Annotated in this window: 14 protein-coding genes; 7 read left to right on the top strand and 7 right to left on the bottom strand. The window is 70.9% G+C overall.

The features are described 5' to 3' along the window. Positions 1–182 precede the first annotated feature (182 nt). The 4 genes from AB0F77_RS08075 to AB0F77_RS08060 all read right to left on the bottom strand — a co-directional run bounded on the left by AB0F77_RS08075 (position 183) and on the right by AB0F77_RS08060 (position 5,396). Positions 183–1,802: a glycerol-3-phosphate dehydrogenase/oxidase gene (locus AB0F77_RS08075; RefSeq protein WP_361943300.1), complete on the bottom strand. Its 1,620-nt coding sequence runs from the start codon at positions 1,800–1,802 to the stop codon at positions 183–185. A 9-nt stretch (positions 1,803–1,811) separates the two neighbouring features. Then, positions 1,812–3,350 carry a glycerol kinase GlpK gene (gene glpK / locus AB0F77_RS08070; protein ID WP_361943297.1) on the bottom strand — a complete coding sequence of 513 codons (1,539 nt, stop codon included), beginning with the start codon at positions 3,348–3,350 and terminating at the stop codon, positions 1,812–1,814. A gap of 94 nt (positions 3,351–3,444) precedes the next feature. Beyond that, positions 3,445–4,239: an MIP/aquaporin family protein gene (locus AB0F77_RS08065; RefSeq protein ID WP_361943295.1), complete on the bottom strand. Its 795-nt coding sequence runs from the start codon at positions 4,237–4,239 to the stop codon at positions 3,445–3,447. A 392-nt stretch (positions 4,240–4,631) separates the two neighbouring features. Then, positions 4,632–5,396, bottom strand: a complete 765-nt coding sequence (locus AB0F77_RS08060) for an IclR family transcriptional regulator (RefSeq protein WP_361943292.1) — start codon at positions 5,394–5,396, stop codon at positions 4,632–4,634. A gap of 329 nt (positions 5,397–5,725) precedes the next feature. On the opposite strand from AB0F77_RS08060, the gene metH reads away from it, so the two are divergent. The 3 genes from metH to AB0F77_RS08045 all read left to right on the top strand — a co-directional run bounded on the left by metH (position 5,726) and on the right by AB0F77_RS08045 (position 12,348). After that, a complete protein-coding gene (gene metH, locus AB0F77_RS08055) occupies positions 5,726–9,259 on the top strand; it encodes a methionine synthase (RefSeq protein ID WP_361943289.1) in 3,534 nt (1,177 codons plus the stop codon). Between the two features lie 359 nt (positions 9,260–9,618). After that, positions 9,619–10,320, top strand: coding sequence for an HAD family phosphatase (locus AB0F77_RS08050; RefSeq protein ID WP_361943286.1), 702 nt, complete (start codon positions 9,619–9,621; stop codon positions 10,318–10,320). 423 nt (positions 10,321–10,743) lie between these two features. After that, entirely contained in the window at positions 10,744–12,348 is a 1,605-nt protein-coding gene (locus AB0F77_RS08045) for an ABC transporter substrate-binding protein (RefSeq protein ID WP_361943283.1), read from the top strand. Positions 12,349–12,458: 110 nt separating this feature from the next. On the opposite strand, the gene AB0F77_RS08040 is transcribed toward AB0F77_RS08045, so the two are convergent. Together AB0F77_RS08040 and AB0F77_RS08035 are read right to left on the bottom strand one after the other, a co-directional pair. Next, positions 12,459–13,130 carry a response regulator transcription factor gene (locus tag AB0F77_RS08040; protein WP_356939150.1) on the bottom strand — a complete coding sequence of 224 codons (672 nt, stop codon included), beginning with the start codon at positions 13,128–13,130 and terminating at the stop codon, positions 12,459–12,461. 14 nt (positions 13,131–13,144) lie between these two features. Then, a complete protein-coding gene (locus AB0F77_RS08035) occupies positions 13,145–14,038 on the bottom strand; it encodes a RecB family exonuclease (RefSeq protein ID WP_361943280.1) in 894 nt (297 codons plus the stop codon). A gap of 176 nt (positions 14,039–14,214) precedes the next feature. Here AB0F77_RS08035 and AB0F77_RS08030 point away from each other — a divergent pair, with 176 nt between their 5' ends. The 3 genes from AB0F77_RS08030 to AB0F77_RS08020 all read left to right on the top strand — a co-directional run bounded on the left by AB0F77_RS08030 (position 14,215) and on the right by AB0F77_RS08020 (position 17,697). Next, positions 14,215–15,933, top strand: coding sequence for a site-2 protease family protein (locus tag AB0F77_RS08030; protein WP_361943277.1), 1,719 nt, complete (start codon positions 14,215–14,217; stop codon positions 15,931–15,933). Between the two features lie 51 nt (positions 15,934–15,984). Further along, positions 15,985–16,887, top strand: a complete 903-nt coding sequence (locus tag AB0F77_RS08025; protein ID WP_361943274.1) for a tRNA (adenine-N1)-methyltransferase — start codon at positions 15,985–15,987, stop codon at positions 16,885–16,887. Positions 16,888–17,118: 231 nt separating this feature from the next. Continuing rightward, the gene (locus tag AB0F77_RS08020) at positions 17,119–17,697 is read left to right on the top strand and encodes a hypothetical protein (protein ID WP_361943272.1); all 579 of its coding nucleotides are present in this window, start codon (positions 17,119–17,121) and stop codon (positions 17,695–17,697) included. A gap of 113 nt (positions 17,698–17,810) precedes the next feature. Here the strand turns inward: AB0F77_RS08020 and AB0F77_RS08015 are convergent, their stop codons facing one another. Continuing rightward, the gene (locus AB0F77_RS08015) at positions 17,811–18,113 is read right to left on the bottom strand and encodes a ferredoxin (RefSeq protein ID WP_361943269.1); all 303 of its coding nucleotides are present in this window, start codon (positions 18,111–18,113) and stop codon (positions 17,811–17,813) included. Positions 18,114–18,357: 244 nt separating this feature from the next. Here AB0F77_RS08015 and arc point away from each other — a divergent pair, with 244 nt between their 5' ends. Beyond that, a complete protein-coding gene (gene arc, locus AB0F77_RS08010; protein ID WP_361943263.1) occupies positions 18,358–20,124 on the top strand; it encodes a proteasome ATPase in 1,767 nt (588 codons plus the stop codon). Positions 20,125–20,198 lie beyond the last annotated feature (74 nt).

Raw genomic sequence — 20,198 nt, 5'->3', positions numbered from 1 at the left:
AAGGTGCCGGTTCGGATCTGCTTTTCGTACCGCACGTGTCCTAATGGACCGTTAACTCTTCGACATGACAGGAAATCAGGGACAGTTGGGACGGCCGGGGCGGTCGGGACAACGAGGAGGGGCGGCTCCACCGGTGTGGAACCGCCCCTCGTGGCCCGGCCCGTGGGGCCGGCGCTACCGCGTCACGGCCTCCTGTCCAACAGGTCCTGGACGCCCGCCCGGACCTCGTCGGTGGCGAGGCCCCGGATCGTCAGCGTCGTACGGCGGCGCAGCACGTCGTCCGCCGTCTGCGCCCACTCGTTGTCCCGCGCCCACACGACCTGCGCCCAGATCTCCGGGGCGTCCGGGTGGATCCGCGCGGCCAGCTCCGGGTTCTCGTTGGCCAGCCGGGCGACGTCGAAGGCCAGCGAACCGTAGTGGGTGGCCAGGTGCCGGGCGGTGTCGGCGGCCATGCGCGGACCCGGCGCCGGACCGTCCACCAGGAGGCGGTGGGCCACCGCGCGCGGGTTGGCGACCCCGGGCAGCGGCAGCTTCTTCGGCAGCGAGCCGATGGGTTCGAAGTCCTCGCCCAGCGGCCGGCCCGGCAGCGACTCCAGCTTCTTCATGACCGTGCGGCCGATGTGCCGGAAGGTGGTCCACTTGCCGCCCGCGACGGACAGCATCCCGCCCGCGCCCTCGGTCACCACCGTCTCGCGCCGGGCCTTGGCGGTGTCGCCGGGACCGCCCGGCAGCACCCGCAGCCCGGCGAAGGAGTAGGTGATCAGGTCGCGGTCGAGCTGCTGGTCGCGGATCGAGAACGCGGCCTCGTCGAGTATCTGCGCGGTGTCCTTCTCGGTGACCGCGACGTCGGCCGGGTCGCCCTCGTACGACTCGTCGGTCGTGCCCAGCAGGAGCATGTCCTCCCAGGGCAGCGCGAAGGTGATGCGGTACTTGTCGATCGGCGTCGCGAGCGCGGCCTTCCAGGGTGCCGTGCGCCTGAGGACCAGGTGCGCGCCCTTCGACAGCCGGATCGACGGCGCCGCGTGCCGGTCCTCCATGCGGCGCAGGTGGTCCACCCACGGGCCGGTCGCGTTCAGCACGAGCCGGGCGTCCACCCCGAACTCGTCGCCGGACAGCCGGTCGCGCAGTTCCGCCCCGGTCACCCGGCCCCGGGTGAAGCGCAGCCCGGTGACCTCGGCGTGGTTGAGGACGACCGTGCCCGCCTCGACGGCCGCGCGGACCGTCATCAGCGCCATGCGCGCGTCGTTCATCTGGTCGTCGCCGTACACGGCCACGGCCCTGAGGTTGTCGGTGCGCAGCTCCGGCACGTCCTGCGCCGCCTTGGCGGGGGAGAGCAGGTGGCCCACGCCGTCGCCGAACGCGGACAGCGCGGAGTAGGCGAAGACGCCCGCCCCGAGCTTCGCCGCGCCGTGCGGCCCGCCCTTGTACACGGGGAGGTAGAAGGTGAGCGGGTTCGCCAGGTGGGGGGCCACCTGGCGGGAGACCGCACGGCGCTCGAAGTGGTTCTCCGCCACCAGCTTCACCGCGCCGGTCTGGAGGTAGCGCAGACCGCCGTGGAGGAGCTTGGAGGAGGCCGAGGAGGTGGCGCCGGCGAAGTCGCCGGCGTCGACCAGAGCCACCCTGAGACCGGACTGCGCGGCGTGCCAGGCGGTGGAGATGCCCAGGATGCCGCCGCCGATGACGAGGAGGTCGTACGACGCCTTGGAGAGCTGCTCCCGGGTCTCGGCGCGGCTCGGGTTGGAACCGGAGGCCGGGTGCGTCCCCAGGGCAGGCACGGACTGCAGGGCGGGCTGACTGGTCATGTGGGGTGTCTACTCCTCGTGCTCGATCCAGCCCATGGTCCGCTCGACGGCCTTGAGCCAGTTCTTGTATTCACGGTCGCGGGTCTCCGCGTCCATGCGGGGGGTCCACTCGGCGGCCCGGCGCCAGTTGGCGCGCAGGTCGTCGGTGTTGGTCCAGAAGCCGACGGCGAGACCGGCGGCGTAGGCGGCGCCGAGGCAGGTGGTCTCGGCGACCATCGGCCGCACCACGGGGGCGTCGAGGACGTCCGAGAGGGTCTGCATCAGCAGGTTGTTGGCGGTCATGCCGCCGTCGACCTTGAGGGTGACCAGTTCGTCGCCGGAGTCCTTGACCATGGCGTCGGCGATCTCCCGGGTCTGCCAGGCGGTGGCCTCCAGGACGGCGCGGGCGAGGTGGGCCTTGGTGACGTACCGGGTCAGGCCGGCGATCACACCGCGGGCGTCGGAGCGCCAGTGCGGGGCGAACAGGCCGGAGAAGGCCGGTACGAAGTAGGCGCCGCCGTTGTCCTCGACGGACAGGGCGAGCGTCTCGATCTCGGCGGCGGTCGAGATCAGGCCCATCTGGTCCCGCATCCACTGCACCAGCGAGCCGGTGACGGCGATCGAGCCCTCCAGGGCGTAAACCGTGGGCTGCTCGCCGATCTTGTAGCCGACCGTGGTGAGCAGACCGGCGTAGGAGTTGATGATCTTGCTGCCGGTGTTCATGACCATGAACGTGCCGGTGCCGTACGTCGACTTGGTCTCGCCCTCGGAGAAGCAGGTCTGGCCGAACAGGGCCGCCTGCTGGTCGCCGAGCGCGGAGGCGACCGGGATGCCGCCGAGCAGCTCGCCGAGGCGTCCGCCGGTGATCTCGCCGTAGACCTCCGCGGAGGAGCGGATCTCCGGCAGCATCGTGAGCGGGACGCCGATGGACTCGGCGATCTTCGGGTCCCACTGCATGGTGTGCAGGTTCATCAGGAGGGTGCGGGAGGCGTTGGTGACGTCGGTGACGTGCCGGCCGCCGTCCACGCCGCCGGTCAGGTTCCAGATGACCCAGCTGTCCATGGTGCCGAAGAGGATGTCGCCCGCCTCGGCGCGCTCCTTCAGGCCCTCGACGTTGTCGAGCAGCCAGCGGGCCTTGGGGCCGGCGAAGTAGGAGGCCAGCGGCAGGCCGGTCTCGCGGCGGAAGCGGTCCTGGCCGACGTTGCGCCCGAGCTCCTTGCACAGCGCGTCGGTGCGGGTGTCCTGCCAGACGATGGCGTGGTGGACGGGTTCACCGGTGTTCCTGTCCCACAGGACGGTGGTCTCGCGCTGGTTGGTGATGCCGATCGCCTTGATGTCGTCGCGGGTGATGCCCGCCTTCTCGACGGCTCCGGCGACGACCTCCTGGACGTTGGTCCAGATCTCGTTGGCGTCGTGCTCGACCCAGCCCGGCTTGGGGAAGATCTGCTCGTGCTCCTTCTGGTCGACGGAGACGATGCGGCCGTCCCGGTCGAAGACGATGCAGCGGCTGGAGGTCGTGCCCTGGTCGATGGCGGCGATGAACGGGCCGGCCGTGTGGGCGTCGGTCACTGTGTGCTCCTGGGGTTCCGTGTTCTTGGGCGGTACGTACGGCGCGTGCCGGAGGCTCGGTGCTCGGGTCGGAGATCTCTGGGCAGAGGTCCCTCTAAGCAAAAGCGACGTTGTAGATGCCCGCAGCGACGGCGCCGCCGATCAGCGGACCGACCACCGGGATCCAGGCGTAGCTCCAGTCGGAGCCGCCCTTGTTGGGCAGGGGGAGCAGGGCGTGCACGATGCGCGGACCGAGGTCGCGGGCCGGGTTGATCGCGTAGCCGGTGGGACCGCCGAGGGAGAGGCCGATGGCGACCACGACGAGGGCGGTGATCAGGGCGCCCAGGGTGCCGAGGCCGTTGCCGTCGCCGTTGAGGCCCTGGGTGAGGACGGCGAGCACCAGGACGACGGTGCCGATGACCTCCGTGGCCAGGTTCTGCACGGCGTTGCGGATCTCCGGGCCGGTGGAGAAGATCCCCAGGACCGGGCCCGCGCCCTTCTCCTCGGCCTCGACGGCCTTGACCGCGGTGGCCTGGGCGCCCGGACCGCCGACGATCTCGCGGTCGGTGAGGTGCGCGTGGAACTGGCCGTAGTAGGCCACCCAGACGAGGGCGGCGCCGATCATGGCGCCGAGCAGCTGGCCGGCCCAGTAGACCGGGACGTGGCTCCAGTCGCCGTCCTTGATGGCGAGCGCGAGGGTCACGGCCGGGTTGAGGTGCGCGCCGGACAGGGGCGCGGAGGTGTAGACGGCCGTCAGTACGGCGAAACCCCATCCGAAGGCGATGGCGAGCCAGCCGGCACCGCGGGCCTTGGATGCCTTCAGGGTCACGGCGGCGCAGACGCCACCGCCGAGCAGGATGAGTACGGCGGTACCGATGGTCTCGCCGATGAAGATGTCGGAGCTGGACACCCGCGACTCCTTTGTCCTTCGTCCAGGGAAACCGAAACCCGGGTCCCTCCGGGTGTTCTGGCGCCCTCGGGGGGTGAGAGCTGTCCCGGTCCTGGCCTTGTCACACTCTAGCGCGTAATGCCGTTAGGTGTTCGACAATGCCGACCGTTGGACGGGAGTCTTGCTCCGGCGTCATAGGTGCGTCAAGGGTTCGGTTCTCGAAACCCCGATCGTTATTGATTGCCCAGGGCCATCGGTCCTCGCACATCCGAACACGGCGCGGCGCAGTGGTACGCAGGCCGGTGATGTCGAACTTTGCACCGCTTTGTCCACCTCAGGGTACGACCGAGGCCGGAACGCCGACAGGCGAACCGGCCTCGGTGATCACCTCGGTGACCGGTGGGGCGGGCCCCTCAGAACCGCTGGGCGCCCAGGTCCCGCGACACCGAACGGGCGCAGTCCCGCACGGCCGCGATCAGCTCGGGACGCAACTCCCCGTCCCGGCACAGCCGTTCCACCGCGCCCGCGACGCCGACCGCCCCCACCGGCATCCGCCGCCGGTCGTGGATCGGGGCCGCGATGGACGCCACGCCCTCCCAGGTCTCCTCGACGTCCGCCGCGTACCCCCGCGCGCGCGTGAGGTCCAGGACGCCCTCGAACCCCTCCAGGTCGCACACCGTGCGCTCCGTGAAGCTCTTGCGCTGCGCCTCCAGCGCCTCGCTGTGCGCCACCGGGTCGTACGCCGACAGCACCTTGCCCAGCGCCGTGGAGTGCAGCGGCTGCATCGCCCCGATCTCCAGCACCTGCCGGCTGTCGTCGGGGCGGAACACGTGGTGCACGATCAGCACCCCCTGCTGGTGCAGCACCCCCAGGTACACGCTCTCCCCGCTGGAGCGGGCCAGGTCGTCCGTCCACACCAGGGCCCGCGCCCGCAGTTCGTGCACGTCCAGGTACGTCGTGCCCAGGCGCAGCAGCTCGGCGCCCAGCTGGTAGCGCCCGGAGGCGTCGTCCTGCTCCACGAAGCCCTCCTGCTGGAGGGTGCGCAGGATGCCGTGCGCGGTGCCCTTGGCGAGGCCCAGCGACGAGGCGATGTCCGAGAGGCCGAGCCGTCGCTCGCCCCCCGCCAGCAGCCGCAGCATCGCGGCCGCCCGCTCGAGCGACTGGATGTTCCGTGCCATCGCCCCACTGCCTCCGTCCTCTTCGCGCGTCGATGGGTGACGCAGCGCTGCCCTTGTTCGGCAATGCCGAACACTACCGGTCCATGTCGACCTCCCGCCAACGGTTGGCCGACACCTGTCGTGTCGTGGGCGGGGGGTGTGTCCCGGCGCCCGTCCGGCCCCGCCCGCCGTCCGTCCGCGACCGGGTGCGGCACACCGCCACACCCGTCCGCCTCGTGGACGCCCTGCCCATCCAAGCCCACTCCCCGTTAGGCTGGCGCCGTGCGTCCCGCCCGGTCCGCTCCGGGATGCCGCATAGCCGACAGCCGTCGCATTTCAGGGAGCCCCACATGGCGTCGTCGCCACCGTCCCCTTCCACCGACAGCCGGGCCCGTGCGTCCGCGCTCCGAGAGGCCCTCGCCACCCGGGTGGTGGTCGCCGACGGAGCCATGGGCACCATGCTCCAGGCCCAGGACCCCACCCTCGAGGACTTCGAGCACCTCGAAGGGTGCAACGAGGTACTCAACCTCACCCGCCCCGACATCGTCCGCTCCGTCCACGAGGCGTACTTCGCCGTGGGCGTCGACTGCGTCGAGACCAACACGTTCGGGGCCAACCACACCGCCCTCGGCGAGTACGACATCTCCCACCGCGTCCAGGAGCTCTCCGAGGCCGGCGCCCGCGTCGCCCGCGAGGTCGCCGACGGCTTCACCGCCCGCGACGGCCGCCCGCGCTGGGTCCTCGGCTCCATGGGCCCCGGCACCAAGCTGCCCACCCTGGGCCACGCCCCGTACACCGTGCTGCGCGACTCCTACCAGCGCAACGCCGAGGGCCTGGTCGCCGGCGGCGCCGACGCCCTGCTCGTCGAGACCACCCAGGACCTCCTCCAGACCAAGGCCGCCGTCCTCGGCGCCCGCCGCGGCCTCGACGCCCTCGGCCTCGACCTGCCGGTGATCGTGTCGGTGACCGTCGAGACCACCGGCACCATGCTGCTCGGCTCCGAGATCGGCGCCGCCCTGACGGCGCTGGAACCCCTCGGCATCGACATGATCGGCCTGAACTGCGCCACCGGCCCGGCCGAGATGAGCGAGCACCTGCGCCACCTCGCGCGCAACGCCCGGATCCCGCTGTCCTGCATGCCCAACGCGGGCCTGCCGGTCCTCGGCAAGGACGGCGCCCACTACCCGCTGGCCCCGTCCCAGCTCGCCGACGCCCAGGAGACCTTCGTCGGCGAGTACGGCCTCTCCCTCGTCGGCGGCTGCTGCGGCACCACGCCCGAGCACCTGCGCCAGGTCGTCGAGCGCGTCCGCGGCCTCACCCCGCCCGCCCGCGACCCGCGGCCCGAGCCCGGCGCCGCCTCCCTCTACCAGAACGTCCCCTTCCGCCAGGACACCGCCTACCTGGCCATCGGCGAACGCACCAACGCCAACGGCTCCAAGAAGTTCCGCGAGGCCATGCTGGAGGGCCGCTGGGACGACTGCGTGGAGATGGCGCGCGAGCAGATCCGCGAGGGCGCGCACATGCTCGACCTGTGCGTCGACTACGTCGGCCGGGACGGCGTCGCCGACATGGAGGAACTGGCCGGCCGCTTCGCCACCGCCTCCACCCTGCCGATCGTCCTCGACTCCACCGAGGTCGACGTCCTGCGCGCGGGCCTGGAGAAGCTCGGCGGCCGCGCGGTCATCAACTCCGTCAACTACGAGGACGGCGACGGCCCGGAGTCCCGCTTCGCCAAGGTCACCACGCTGGCGCGGGAGCACGGCGCCGCGCTGATCGCGCTGACCATCGACGAGGAGGGCCAGGCCCGCACCCCGGAGAAGAAGGTCGAGATCGCCGAACGGCTCATCGCCGACCTCACCGGGAACTGGGGCATCCGCGAGGAGGACATCCTCGTCGACACCCTGACCTTCACCATCTGCACGGGCCAGGAGGAGTCCCGCGGGGACGGCATCGCCACCATCGAGGCGATCCGCGAACTCAAGCGCCGCCACCCCGACGTCCAGACCACGCTCGGCCTGTCGAACATTTCCTTCGGCCTCAACCCGGCCGCCCGCATCCTGCTCAACTCGGTCTTCCTCGACGAATGCGTCAAGGCCGGCCTGGACTCGGCGATCGTCCACGCCTCGAAGATCCTGCCGATCGCGAGGTTCAGCGAGGAAGAGGTCCGTACCGCCCTCGACCTGATCCACGACCGCCGCTCCGCCCAGCAGGGCGACAAGCCGGCCTACGACCCCCTCCAGAAGCTCATGCAGCTCTTCGAGGGCGCCACCGCCAAGTCCCTCAAGGCCGGCAAGGCCGAGGAACTGGCGGCCCTCCCGCTGGAGGAGCGCCTCAAGCGCCGCATCATCGACGGCGAGAAGAACGGCCTGGAGGCCGACCTCGACGCGGCCCTCCAGGACCGCCCCGCCCTCGACATCGTCAACGAGACCCTGCTGGACGGCATGAAGGTCGTCGGCGAACTGTTCGGCTCCGGCCAGATGCAGCTCCCGTTCGTCCTCCAGTCCGCCGAGGTCATGAAGACCGCCGTCGCCCACCTCGAACCCCACATGGAGAAGTCGGACGCCGAGGGCAAGGGCACCATCGTGCTCGCCACCGTGCGCGGCGACGTCCACGACATCGGCAAGAACCTCGTCGACATCATCCTGTCCAACAACGGCTACAACGTCGTCAACCTCGGCATCAAGCAGCCCGTCTCCGCGATCCTGGAGGCCGCCGAGGAGCACCGGGCCGACGTCATCGGCATGTCCGGGCTCCTGGTCAAGTCCACGGTGATCATGAAGGAGAACCTGGAGGAGCTGAACCAGCGCGGCCTGGCGGCGGACTACCCCGTCATCCTCGGCGGCGCGGCGCTCACCCGGGCGTACGTTGAGCAGGACCTGCACGAGTTGTACGAGGGCGAAGTCCGCTACGCGCGCGACGCGTTCGAGGGGCTGCGGCTCATGGACGCGCTCATCGGCGTCAAGCGCGGGCTGCCCGGCGCCGAGTTGCCGGAGCTGAGGCAGCGCCGGGTGCGGCGGACCGCCGTCGCCGAGGTCGAGGAGCGGCCCGAGGAGGGCCACGTCCGCTCCGACGTCGCCGTCGACAACCCCGTGCCCGTCCCGCCGTTCTGGGACACCCGGGTCGTCAAGGGCATCCAGCTCAAGGAGTACGCCGGGTGGCTGGACGAGGGCGCGCTGTTCAAGGGGCAGTGGGGGCTCAAGCAGGCCCGCGCCGGTGACGGACCGACGTACGAGGAACTCGTCGAGACGGACGGCAGGCCCCGGCTGCGCGGGCTGCTCGACCGGCTCCAGACCGAGGGACTGCTCGAAGCGGCCGTGGTCCACGGCTACTTCCCCTGTGTCTCCAAGGACGACGACCTGATCATCCTGGACGACGCGGGCAACGAGCGGACCCGGTTCACGTTCCCGCGCCAGCGCCGCGGGCGGCGGCTGTGCCTCGCGGACTTCTTCCGGCCGGAGGAGTCGGGGGAGACGGACGTGGTCGGCCTCCAGGTCGTCACCGTCGGCTCGCGCATCGGGGAGGAGACAGCCAAGCTGTTCGAGGCGAACGCCTACCGGGAGTACCTCGAACTGCACGGCCTCTCGGTGCAGTTGGCCGAGGCGCTCGCGGAGTACTGGCACGCTCGGGTGCGTGCGGAGCTGGGCTTCGCAGGGGAGGACCCGCAGGCGATGGAGGACATGTTCGCCCTCGGGTACCGGGGCGCCCGCTTCTCCCTCGGCTACGGCGCCTGTCCTGACCTGGAGGACCGCGCGAAGATCGCCGAGCTCCTCCGGCCCGAACGCATCGGCGTCCACCTCTCGGAGGAGTTCCAGCTCCACCCCGAGCAGTCCACGGACGCCATCGTGATCCACCACCCGGAGGCCAAGTACTTCAACGCCCGCTGACCCCTCCGGGGGTCGGCCGGAAGCCCACCTGAACCCGGCTGTCCGGACCGCCCGAGCCGGGCGGAGCGGGAGCGGGAGCGGGCTCGGCCGGATTCCGCGGGCGCGGGTGGGTCCGGCGCCGTCGCGGGGCAGGCGGGGGTCGTTCCCGGGCGGGGTGTGGTGCGGAGTTCCGGGTCTCCCGGTCCGTGCGGGCTCGGGGTCCGGCGGCTGCCGACCCCGCCGGCCGGAGCGGGCCCCGGTCGGGGTCCAAGGGGCGTGCAAGGCGTTTTGTCCGAGGGCGACGTAGACTGGTCGGTCCATTGCAGGCCGGTTCCCCGCGCGGGAGCCGGCCTGGTCGTCCCTCAAGGAGGTGCGCCCGGATGACCACAACGGTCCCCGCGCTCGGAACCCGTTCGGCGGAAGGCTCGGCCCTGCAGGCCGTGCTGCTCGACATGGACGGCACCCTGGTGGACACCGAAGGGTTCTGGTGGGACGTCGAGGTCGAGGTCTTCGCCGCCCTCGGTCACCGCCTCGACGACTCCTGGCGGCACGTCGTCGTCGGCGGCCCCATGACCCGCAGCGCCGGCTTCCTCATCGAGGCGACCGGCGCCGACGTCCCCCTCGCCGAGCTGTGCGTCCTGCTCAACCAGGGCTTCGAGGAGCGTATCGCCGACGTCCTGCCCCTGATGCCGGGCGCCGCCCGTCTCCTCACCGAACTGCACGAGCAGCAGATCCCCACCGCCCTGGTCTCCGCCTCCCACCGCCGCATCATCGACCGGGTGCTCACCTCCCTCGGCCCCCACCACTTCGCCCTGTCCGTCGCGGGCGACGAGGTCTCCCGCACCAAGCCGTACCCCGACCCGTATCTGCTCGCGGCCACCGGCCTCGGCGCGGATCCGGCCAGGTGCGCGGTGGTCGAGGACACCGCGACCGGTGTCGCCGCCGCGGAGGCCGCCGGCTGCCACGTCGTCGCCGTCCCCTCCCTCGCGCCCATCGCCCCCGCAGCCCGCCGCACCGTCGTGCCCTCCCTCGAACAGGTGGACCTCGCTTTTCTCCGCGGCCTCATGACGGAAATGCGCTGACCCGTCCGCCCGGCGCGCAAAGCACACGGAACAAAAACCCGGCGCTGTACACCCGCGGTAATTCGAAGCAGGCCGCGTGGCCGAATTCAGGTAGCGACCAACTCAGTTGAGAGTGTGAGGTTCCCCACTTTCCCGGGGGTCGACATTCGTGCCCGCATGTGCCGGACCCCCTTCCGCGGGGGCGTCCGGCACGCCTTTGTGTCCCGATTGATGGAACGCTGCACGAATCCTGCCGCTGTCGGGTTTTCAATGCGTCCGCACCCGGTTTCGCTGCGTGATGGGACCTCAACTCCGGCGGCCGTGAACCCTCGTGCGGGTCCGGACTAGTGTCGTCGCGAGAACATCGCCCCTACCCCCGTGATCCGCAGCGACACCCCTGCATGTGGAATACACGGACTCGAACAGTCCTGGAGAATCTCGAGCATGAACCGCAAGACTTTGGTGCTGCCGGCCGTGGTCGGTCTGCTCGCGCCGGTTCTCGCCGCGTGCGGTGGAGCGGACAGCGGCAGCGACGGTGGCGAAGCGATCGTCGTCGGCACCACGGACCGGTTCACCGCCACGAAGGACGCACCGGCGCCGCTCGACCCGGCGTACGCCTACGACGTCGGCACCTGGAACATCCTGCGCCAGACGGTCCAGACCCTGATGATCCAGCCCAAGGGCGAGGGCGACCCGATCCCGGAGGCCGCCGAGAGCTGCGGCTTCACCGACAGCGGCAACGAGCGCTACGCGTGCAAGCTCCGCGACGGCCTCAAGTTCTCCAACGGGGAGTCGATCACCGCCGAGGACGTCAAGTTCTCCATCGAGCGTGCCCTGCGCATCAAGGCCGACTCCGGTGTGTTCGCCCTGCTCTCCACCATCGACACCGTCGAGACCCAGGGCGACCGCGATGTGATCTTCCACCTCAAGGACGCGGACGCCACCTTCCCGTACAAGCTGTCCACCCCGGTCGCGGGCATCGTCAACCCGAAGGACTACAAGGAGGACAAGCTCCGCGACGGTTTCGCGATCGACGGCTCCGGCCCGTACACGATCCGGACCGACGCCAAGGACAACGCGATCGTCACCGCGACGTTCACCAAGAACCCCCACTACAAGGGGAGTCTGAAGGTGAACAACGACAAGGTGGAGATGCGCTCCTTCGACGACGCGGCCGCGATGGGCACCGCCATCGACAAGGGCGACATCGACGTGATGACCCGCAGCATGTCGCCCGCCCAGATCTCCAAGCTGGACACCGGCTCCGACGAGAACGTCGACCTCGTCGAGATGCCCGGCCTGGAGATCCGCTACCTCGGCTTCAACACCGACGCGCCCACCGTGAAGTCGAAGGCCGTCCGCCAGGCGATGGCCCAGCTCGTCGACCGCGGCGAACTCGTCGCCAAGGTCTACGGCTCCCAGGCCGAACCGCTGTACTCCATGGTCCCGGCCACCATCACGGGCCACTCCAACGCCTTCTTCAACAGGTACGGCGACCCGAACAAGGACAAGGCCAAGGAACTCCTGGAGCAGGCCGGGGTCACCACCCCGGTCAAGCTCACCATGCACTACACGACCGACCACTACGGCCCGGCCACCAAGCAGGAGTTCGAGGTCCTCCAGAAGCAGCTGAACGACAGCGGCCTGTTCGACGTCGACATCAAGGGCACCCCCTGGGACACCTTCCGCCCCGCGGAGCAGAAGGGCGCCTACGACGTCTACGGCATGGGCTGGTTCCCCGACTTCCCGGACGCGGACAACTACATCGCGCCGTTCCTGGACAAGGACAACACCATCGGATCGCCGTACGTGAACAACAGGATCCGTGGCTCCCTGCTCCCGGACTCCCGTCGTGAGGCCGACCGCCTCGCCGCGGCCAAGAGCCTCACCACCATCCAGGACATCACCGCCGAGGACGTCCCCGTGCTGCCGCTGTGGCAGGGCAAGCAGTACGTCGCCTCCCGCAACGACATCACCGGCGCGGCCTACGCCCTCAACTCCTCCTCCACGCTCCAGCTCTGGGAGCTGAGCCGGGGTGTGAGCGGCTGACGCCCCTCGCACGACGCCGTACACACCGGTGGCCGGTCCCGCCCGCGAGGGGAGGGAACCGGCCACCGGTTCGTTCACGGCCCGGCAGCGGCACCGGCCCGGCAGGAGCGTCACTGGGCGCCGGGACGCACCAGACCGCTCTCGTACGCGTACACCGCCGCCTGCACCCGGTCCCGCAGGCCCAGCTTGGTCAGCACATGCCCCACGTGCGTCTTCACCGTCGTCTCGCTGACGAACAGGTCCGCCGCGATCTCGGCGTTCGACAGCCCCCGCGCCACCAGCTTCAGCACCTCGACCTCGCGGTCCGTCAGCGTGTGCAGCGTGTCCGGCACCGGGTCCTCGCCGGACGGCAGGTGCGTCGCGTACTTGTCCAGCAGCCGGCGCGTGATGCTCGGCGCCAGCATCGCCTCGCCCGCCGCCACCACCCGGATCGCCTGCACCAGCTCATTGGCCGGCGCGTCCTTCAGCAGGAACCCGCTGGCCCCCGCGCGCAGCGCCTCCACCACGTACTCGTCCAGGTCGAACGTGGTCAGCACCAGCACCTTCGCCGGACCGTCCCGGCCCGGACCCGTGATCTGGCGGGTCGCCTCCACCCCGTCCATGCGGGGCATGCGGATGTCCATGAGCACCACGTCCGGCTGGAGGGCACGGACCTGGTCGAGGGCCTGGAGGCCGTCCCCGGCCTCACCCACGACCGCGATGTCCTGCTCCGCCTCCAGGATCATCCGGAAGCCGGTACGCAGCAGGGGCTGGTCGTCGACCAGTAGGACACGGATGGCCACCTGAGTCTCCTTCGCTAGTCCGGGCCCATTCTGCCCTGCGGCACGGCCCCGGAGTCCGGCGCCCTCACGGGCAGCGGATACGGCGGGGGAGTGCCCCCGAACTCCGGGCAGTGCTCCCGGTGGTCGCACCAGCCGCACAGCTTCGTCCGGCGCGGCCGCCACTCACCCGTCTCCGTCGCCAGCCGGATCGCCTCCCACAGCGCCAGGAGCTTGCGCTCCACCCGCTCCAGATCGGCGAGCACCGGGTCGTACGTCAGCACCTCCCCGCTCCCCAGGTACACGAGCTGGAGACGCCGGGGGATCACCCCTTTCAGCCGCCACACGACCAGCGCGTAGAACTTCATCTGGAACAGCGCGCCCTCCGCGTACTCCGGGCGGGGCGCCTTGCCCGTCTTGTAGTCGACGATCCGCACCTCGCCGGTCGGCGCCACGTCCACCCGGTCGATGATCCCGCGCAGCCGCAGCCCGGAGTCCAGCTCGGCCTCCACGAACAGCTCGCGCTCGGCCGGCTCCAGCCGCGTGGGGTCCTCCAGCGTGAACCAGCGCTCCACCAGCCGCTCCGCCTCGGCCAGCCAGGTCGCCAGCCGCTCGCCCTCCGGGTCGTCGGCGAACAGCTCCACGACCTCCGGCCGGGTCTCCCGCAGCCGGTCCCACTGGCCGGGGATCAGCGATCTGGCGCGGGGCGCCGTGCGCTCGGCCGCGGGCGCGTCGAACAACCGCTCGAGTACCGCGTGCACCAGCGTGCCCCGCGTCGCCGCCTCGCTGGGCTTCTCCGGCAGCCGGTCGATCACCCGGAACCGGTAGAGCAGCGGGCACTGCATGAAGTCACCGGCGCGGGAAGGGGAGAGGGACGTGGGCGCCGTCGCGTCCCGCCCCGCCCCCGTGACACCCTCGATGCTGCTGTCCATGACCACAGACCATACGTGCCGCCACTGACAGTGACCCAGCCGCGGACCGCACGGCGCACGACGGCCGCACGAACCGGAGGGGTGCCGGGGCGGAACGCACGGCGACGGACGCATACCATCGACCCCAGACCCCTCCGCCCGGCCGGCGCGGAGAACGTTTCGAACGAGGGGACACCGTGGACGTGAGCGGCGGCAGCGGGCACCCGCGCCCCGGCGGCGACGAGCCGACCGAACACCCCGCCCCGACGGCACCCCCGCCTCCGGAGGACCCGCCCACCCCCGACGGCGCGACACCGGACGACACGGCGACGCCCCGGGACGAGCGCCCCGCATCCGCCCCCGAACAGCACCCGACACCCGGGCAGCACCCCGCCCCCGGGCCCGAGCGCGCGCCCGGACCGGAGTCCGGCGCGGAACCCGCGCAGGGCCCCGCGACCGAGCACGAGCCCGCGGACGAGTCCGGGCCCCGGCACCGGCGGACGACCGGACCCTCGGCGGACCGCGAGCCCGCACCCGGTCAGCAGGCCGGGGCGGAATCCGGGCAGCCGTTCGGCCGGGCCCCCGCGGACCGGCCCGAGCCCCCGCGCGAACCCACGGCCGGGGACGAGGCACCGCACGTCGCTCCCGTACCGCCGCGGCACGGCGCCCCCGCGTCGCCGCCCCCGGGCCCCGGCGCCCCGCACACCCACCGTTCCCACGCGCACGGCGGCCCGGCCGGTGGACAGACCCCGCCGCGGGGACGGGAGCCCGGCGGCGGACTGCTCATGGGGAAGCCGTTCGGAGTGCCCGTGTACGTCGCGCCCAGCTGGTTCCTCGTCGCCGCGCTGATCACCTGGGTCTTCGGCGGCCAACTGGACCGCGTCCTGCCCGAACTCGGCGCCGCCCGCTACCTCGTCTCCCTCTTCTTCGCCGTCGCCTTCTACGCCTCCGTCCTCGTCCACGAACTCGCCCACACCGTCGCGGCCATCCGCTACAAACTCCCCGTCCGCCGCATCCAGCTCCAGTTCTTCGGCGGCGTCTCCGAGATCGAGAAGGAGGCCGAGACCCCCGGACGGGAGTTCGTCCTCGCCTTCGTCGGCCCCCTCCTCTCCCTCGTCCTGGCCGGTCTCTTCTACCTCGCCATGCAGCCCGTGCGCCCCGGCACCGTCCCCGGCGTCCTGCTGGCCGGCCTGATGGTCTCCAACCTCATCGTCGCCGCCTTCAACCTGCTGCCCGGCCTCCCCCTCGACGGCGGCCGCATGCTCCGCGCCGTCGTCTGGAAGATCACCGGCAGGCCCATGAGCGGCACCATCGCCGCCGCCTGGGTCGGCCGCGCCCTCGCGATCACCGTCCTCATCGGCCTGCCCCTCCTCAACCAGTCCGGCGCCCTCGGCTCCGGCAACGAGGACATCAGCGGCATGGACACCGTCATGGACGCCCTGCTCGCCGCCATCCTCGCCGCGATCATCTGGACCGGCGCCGGCAACAGCCTCCGCATGGCCCGCCTGCGCGAACACCTCCCCGAACTGCGCGCCCGCACCCTCACCCGCCGTGCCGTCCCGGTCGAGACCGACACCCCCCTCTCCGAGGCCCTGCGCCGCGCCAACGCCGCGGGCGCCCGCGCCCTGGTCGTCGTCGACGCCGACGGCACCCCCCTCTCCCTCGTCCGCGAGGCCGCCATCGTCGGCGTGCCCGAACACCGCCGCCCCTGGGTCGCCGTCAGCGGCCTCGCCCAGGACCTCACCGACGGCATGCGGGTCTCCGCCGAGCTCGCCGGCGAGGACCTCCTCGACGCCCTGCGCGCCAACCCCGCCACCGAGTACCTGGTGGTCGAGGACACCGGCGAGATCTACGGCGTCCTGTCGGCGGCGGACGTGGAACGGGCCTTCGTGAAGGCCATGGCGAGGCCGGCCTGACGACCCCCTCCAGCGGTCGGGGGCCCGGCAGGGACCCGGTAGGCTGGGCGCATGTCCGAACCGACCGGTGCCGCCCGCAGGCGCGGGCCCTTCAAGGTCGGGGACCAGGTACAGCTGACCGACCCCAAGGGCCGCCACTACACGTTCACGCTCGAGGCCGGGAAGAACTTCCACACCCACAAAGGGTCCTTCCCGCACGACGAACTGATCGGTGCTCCCGAGGGCAGCGTTGTCCGCACGACCGGCAACGTCGCCTACCTCGCGCTGCGCCCCCTGCTCCCCGACTACGTCCTGTCCATGCCCCGCGGGGCGGCAGTCGTCTACCCCAAGGACGCGGGGCAGATCCTCGCCTTCGCGGACATCTTCCCCGGCGCACGCGTCGTGGAGGCGGGCGTCGGCTCCGGCTCGCTCAGCAGCTTCCTGCTGCGCGCCATCGGCGACCAGGGCATGCTGCACTCCTACGAGCGCCGCGCGGACTTCGCCGAGATCGCCCAGCAGAACGTCGAGCGCTACTTCGGCGGCCCCCACCCCGCCTGGCAGCTCACGGTCGGCGACCTCCAGGACAACCTCTCCGACGTCGACGTCGACCGCGTCATCCTCGACATGCTCGCCCCCTGGGAGTGCCTGGAGGCCGTCTCCAAGGCCCTCGTCCCCGGCGGCATCCTGTGCTGCTACGTCGCCACCACCACCCAGCTCGCGCGGACCGTCGAGTCCATCCGCGAGATCGGCTGCTTCAACGAGCCGACCTCCTGGGAGACGATGATCCGCAACTGGCACATCGAGGGCCTCGCCGTCCGCCCCGACCACCGGATGATCGGCCACACCGGCTTCCTGCTGACCGCCCGCCGCCTCGCCGACGGCGTCGAGCCGCCCATGCGCCGCCGCCGCCCCGCCAAGGGCGCCTACGGCGAGGACTACGCCGGGCCCAACGCCGACGCAGGCACGGCCCGCTGACCCACCTCCCCACCCGCGACAACGCACCGGCGCCGTGGCGGAGTTCCCCCCGCTCGGACGGGAACTCCGCCACGGCGCCCGCGCGTTGACAGCACACCGGGAGAACGGACCGACGGCCCCCCATGCCACGTGCCCGAGGCACATCCCGGACCCCGCCGTTCCCTCCCACTGTGACGTGTGGCACCATGCTGGCCACCCCCACCGGCACAGCCCTCACAGGAGACACTCCTCGTGCAGCAATCCGCCGTCCCGGAACTCGCCCACACGCACACCCGGCCCATCCACTGGGTCGCCACCGCGACCGCCGTCGCCGGCGTCGTGGCGCTCTCCTCCCTGCTCCAGCCCGGCTCGGCCAAGGCCGCCCAGCCCGAGCCCGGCACGGAGGCGAAGCCCATACCCGCGGCCACCGCCCCCGGCACCGCGGGCGTCGACTTCCCCCTCCAGTGCGGGCCCGTGAAGGCCCTCGTGCAGAAGAAGGCCAGCGGGGACCTCGACGGCGACCACCGGCCCGAGACGGTCGCCGTCGTCCACTGCGACGCCCCCATGGGCACCCCGCCGGACGCCGTCTACGTCATCACCCGCGCCGCCGGGGCCACAGAGCCCCGCGTCGTCGCCACCCTCGTCGACCCCAAGGACCGGCTCACCGTCACGGACTTCGCCGTCACCGGCGGTACCGTCAGCGCCACCCTGCTCGGCTACTCCACGTCCGACGTACCGAGTTGCTGCCCCGACGTCACGACCCGGGCCAAGTGGCGGTGGAACGGCCACGCGTTCGTCCGCTCCACCCCGGCCGCCGCCCACAGCGTCTGACCCCGCGCCCCCCGGTCCCGAGGCGTCCGGCGTCCCGCCCGGCGCACCGCATCCCGGCCACCGGGCGCGGAATGTGAGAAATCAGACATAGGCCACGGAGGGTGCCCGACCGGTCACACCGCGTCGGGTCCGTACACCTCGACGCTGTCCGAAACCCGACGTACGTGGATGCACTCCCCGGGGCACTCCCGCGCCGAGTCCACCACATCGGTCAGCAGCGGCAACGGCACCGCCGTCACTGCCCCCTTGGCCTGCAGCAGCTCGTCGTCGGGGCCCTTCACGTACGCCAGCCCGTCGATGTCCAGCTCGAACACCTCGGGCGCGTACTGCACGCAGATCCCGTCGCCGGTGCACAGGTCCTGGTCGATCCAGACCTCAAGCGCCTCGTCGACCCGGGTCTCCTGCCCCACGCTCATCTCTCCTGCCGGTGATTCACCGAGCCGCACGGGAATCCGGCCAGCTCTGACGGGTGTTGAACACCTCGACCCTACCTCCGGCGGCTTTCCCCTCGCGTTCACTGGGTATCTCCCTGGCGTGAGGGAGAGCGCAAGGGTGAAGATCGGACACACCCCGACAGTCTTTGTGATCTAGGGGTTTCAATCGACACCCACCCAGGTAGGGTCTGGAAGCGTCCAGCTCCCCTTGGAGGAGGTGAGGACCGTGGCAGCCCACGACGACGACATGAACCGCGGCATCCGCCCGGGACGAGGGTCCGAAGACCCTGCCGGGCAGATCGCCTACCTTGAGCAGGAGATCGCCGTCCTGCGACGCAAGCTCGCCGACTCTCCGCGTCACACGAGGATTCTCGAAGAGCGGATCGTCGAGCTTCAGACGAATCTGGCCGGCGTGTCCGCGCAGAACGAGCGACTCGCCAACACGCTCCGCGAGGCCCGCGACCAGATCGTGGCCCTCAAGGAAGAGGTCGACCGGCTCGCGCAGCCACCGGCCGGCTTCGGCGTGTTCCTGCAGGCGAACGAGGACGGCACCGCCGACATCTTCACCGGCGGTCGCAAACTCCGCGTGAACGTCAGCCCAAGCGTCGAGGTCGACGACCTCAGGCGCGGCCAGGAAGTAATGCTCAACGAAGCGCTCAACGTGGTCGAGGCCATGGAGTACGAGCGCGTCGGGGACATCGTCACCCTCAAGGAAGTCCTCGAGGACGGCGAGCGCGCCCTGGTGCTGGGGCACACCGACGAGGAACGGGTGGTGCGGCTCGCCGAGCCGCTGCTGGACGTCACCATCCGTCCCGGCGACGCCCTGCTGCTCGAACCCCGCTCCGGCTACGTCTACGAGGTCGTGCCCAAGAGCGAGGTCGAGGAACTCGTCCTCGAAGAGGTGCCCGACATCGGCTACGAGCAGATCGGCGGCCTCGGCAACCAGATCGAGGCCATCCGCGACGCGGTCGAGCTGCCGTACCTGTACCCGGACCTGTTCAAGGAGCACGAACTGCGCCCGCCCAAGGGCGTCCTGCTCTACGGACCGCCCGGATGCGGCAAGACGCTCATCGCCAAGGCCGTGGCCAACTCGTTGGCCAAGAAGGTCGCCGAGGTGACCGGCCAGGCCGCCGGCAAGAGCTTCTTCCTCAACATCAAGGGTCCCGAGCTGCTCAACAAGTACGTCGGCGAGACCGAGCGGCAGATCCGCCTGGTCTTCCAGCGTGCCCGTGAGAAGGCCAGCGAGGGCACCCCCGTGATCGTCTTCTTCGACGAGATGGAGTCGCTCTTCCGCACCCGTGGATCCGGTGTCAGCTCGGACGTGGAGAACACCATCGTCCCCCAGCTGCTCGCCGAGATCGACGGCGTGGAGGGCCTGCAGAACGTGGTCGTGATCGGTGCCTCCAACCGTGAGGACATGATCGACCCGGCCATCCTGCGGCCCGGCCGGCTCGACGTGAAGATCAAGATCGAGCGTCCGGACGCCGAGGCGGCGAAGGACATCTTCCAGAAGTACCTCACCGAGCGCCTGCCGCTGCACGCGGACGACCTCGGGGAACACGGCGGCGACAAGACCACCACCGTCCAGAGCATGATCCAGACGGCTGTGGAACACATGTACGCCGAATCCGAGGAGAACCGCTTCCTGGAAGTGACCTACGCCAACGGCGACAAGGAAGTCCTGTACTTCAAGGACTTCAACTCCGGCGCCATGATCGAGAACATCGTCGGACGCGCCAAGAAAATGGCGATCAAGGAATTCCTCGACAACAAGCAGAAGGGCCTCCGGGTCTCCCACCTCCTCCAGGCGTGCGTGGACGAGTTCAAGGAGAACGAGGACCTGCCCAACACCACCAACCCGGACGACTGGGCCCGCATCTCCGGAAAGAAGGGCGAGCGGATCGTCTACATCCGCACCCTGATCACCGGAAAGCAGGGCGCGGACACCGGCCGCTCCATCGACACGGTGGCGAACACCGGTCAGTACCTGTAAAAGCGGAATGGCTGCGGGTCCCCACAGCGGGTACCCGCAGCCGACTGCTTTCCGGGGCACACCGGAGCGAGGCA

Source organism: Streptomyces sp. NPDC026672, from assembly GCF_040638185.1.
GTDB lineage: Bacteria > Actinomycetota > Actinomycetes > Streptomycetales > Streptomycetaceae > Streptomyces.
The sequence above is the reverse complement of the archived record's forward strand: the minus strand, read 5'-3'. Positions and strand labels throughout refer to the sequence as shown.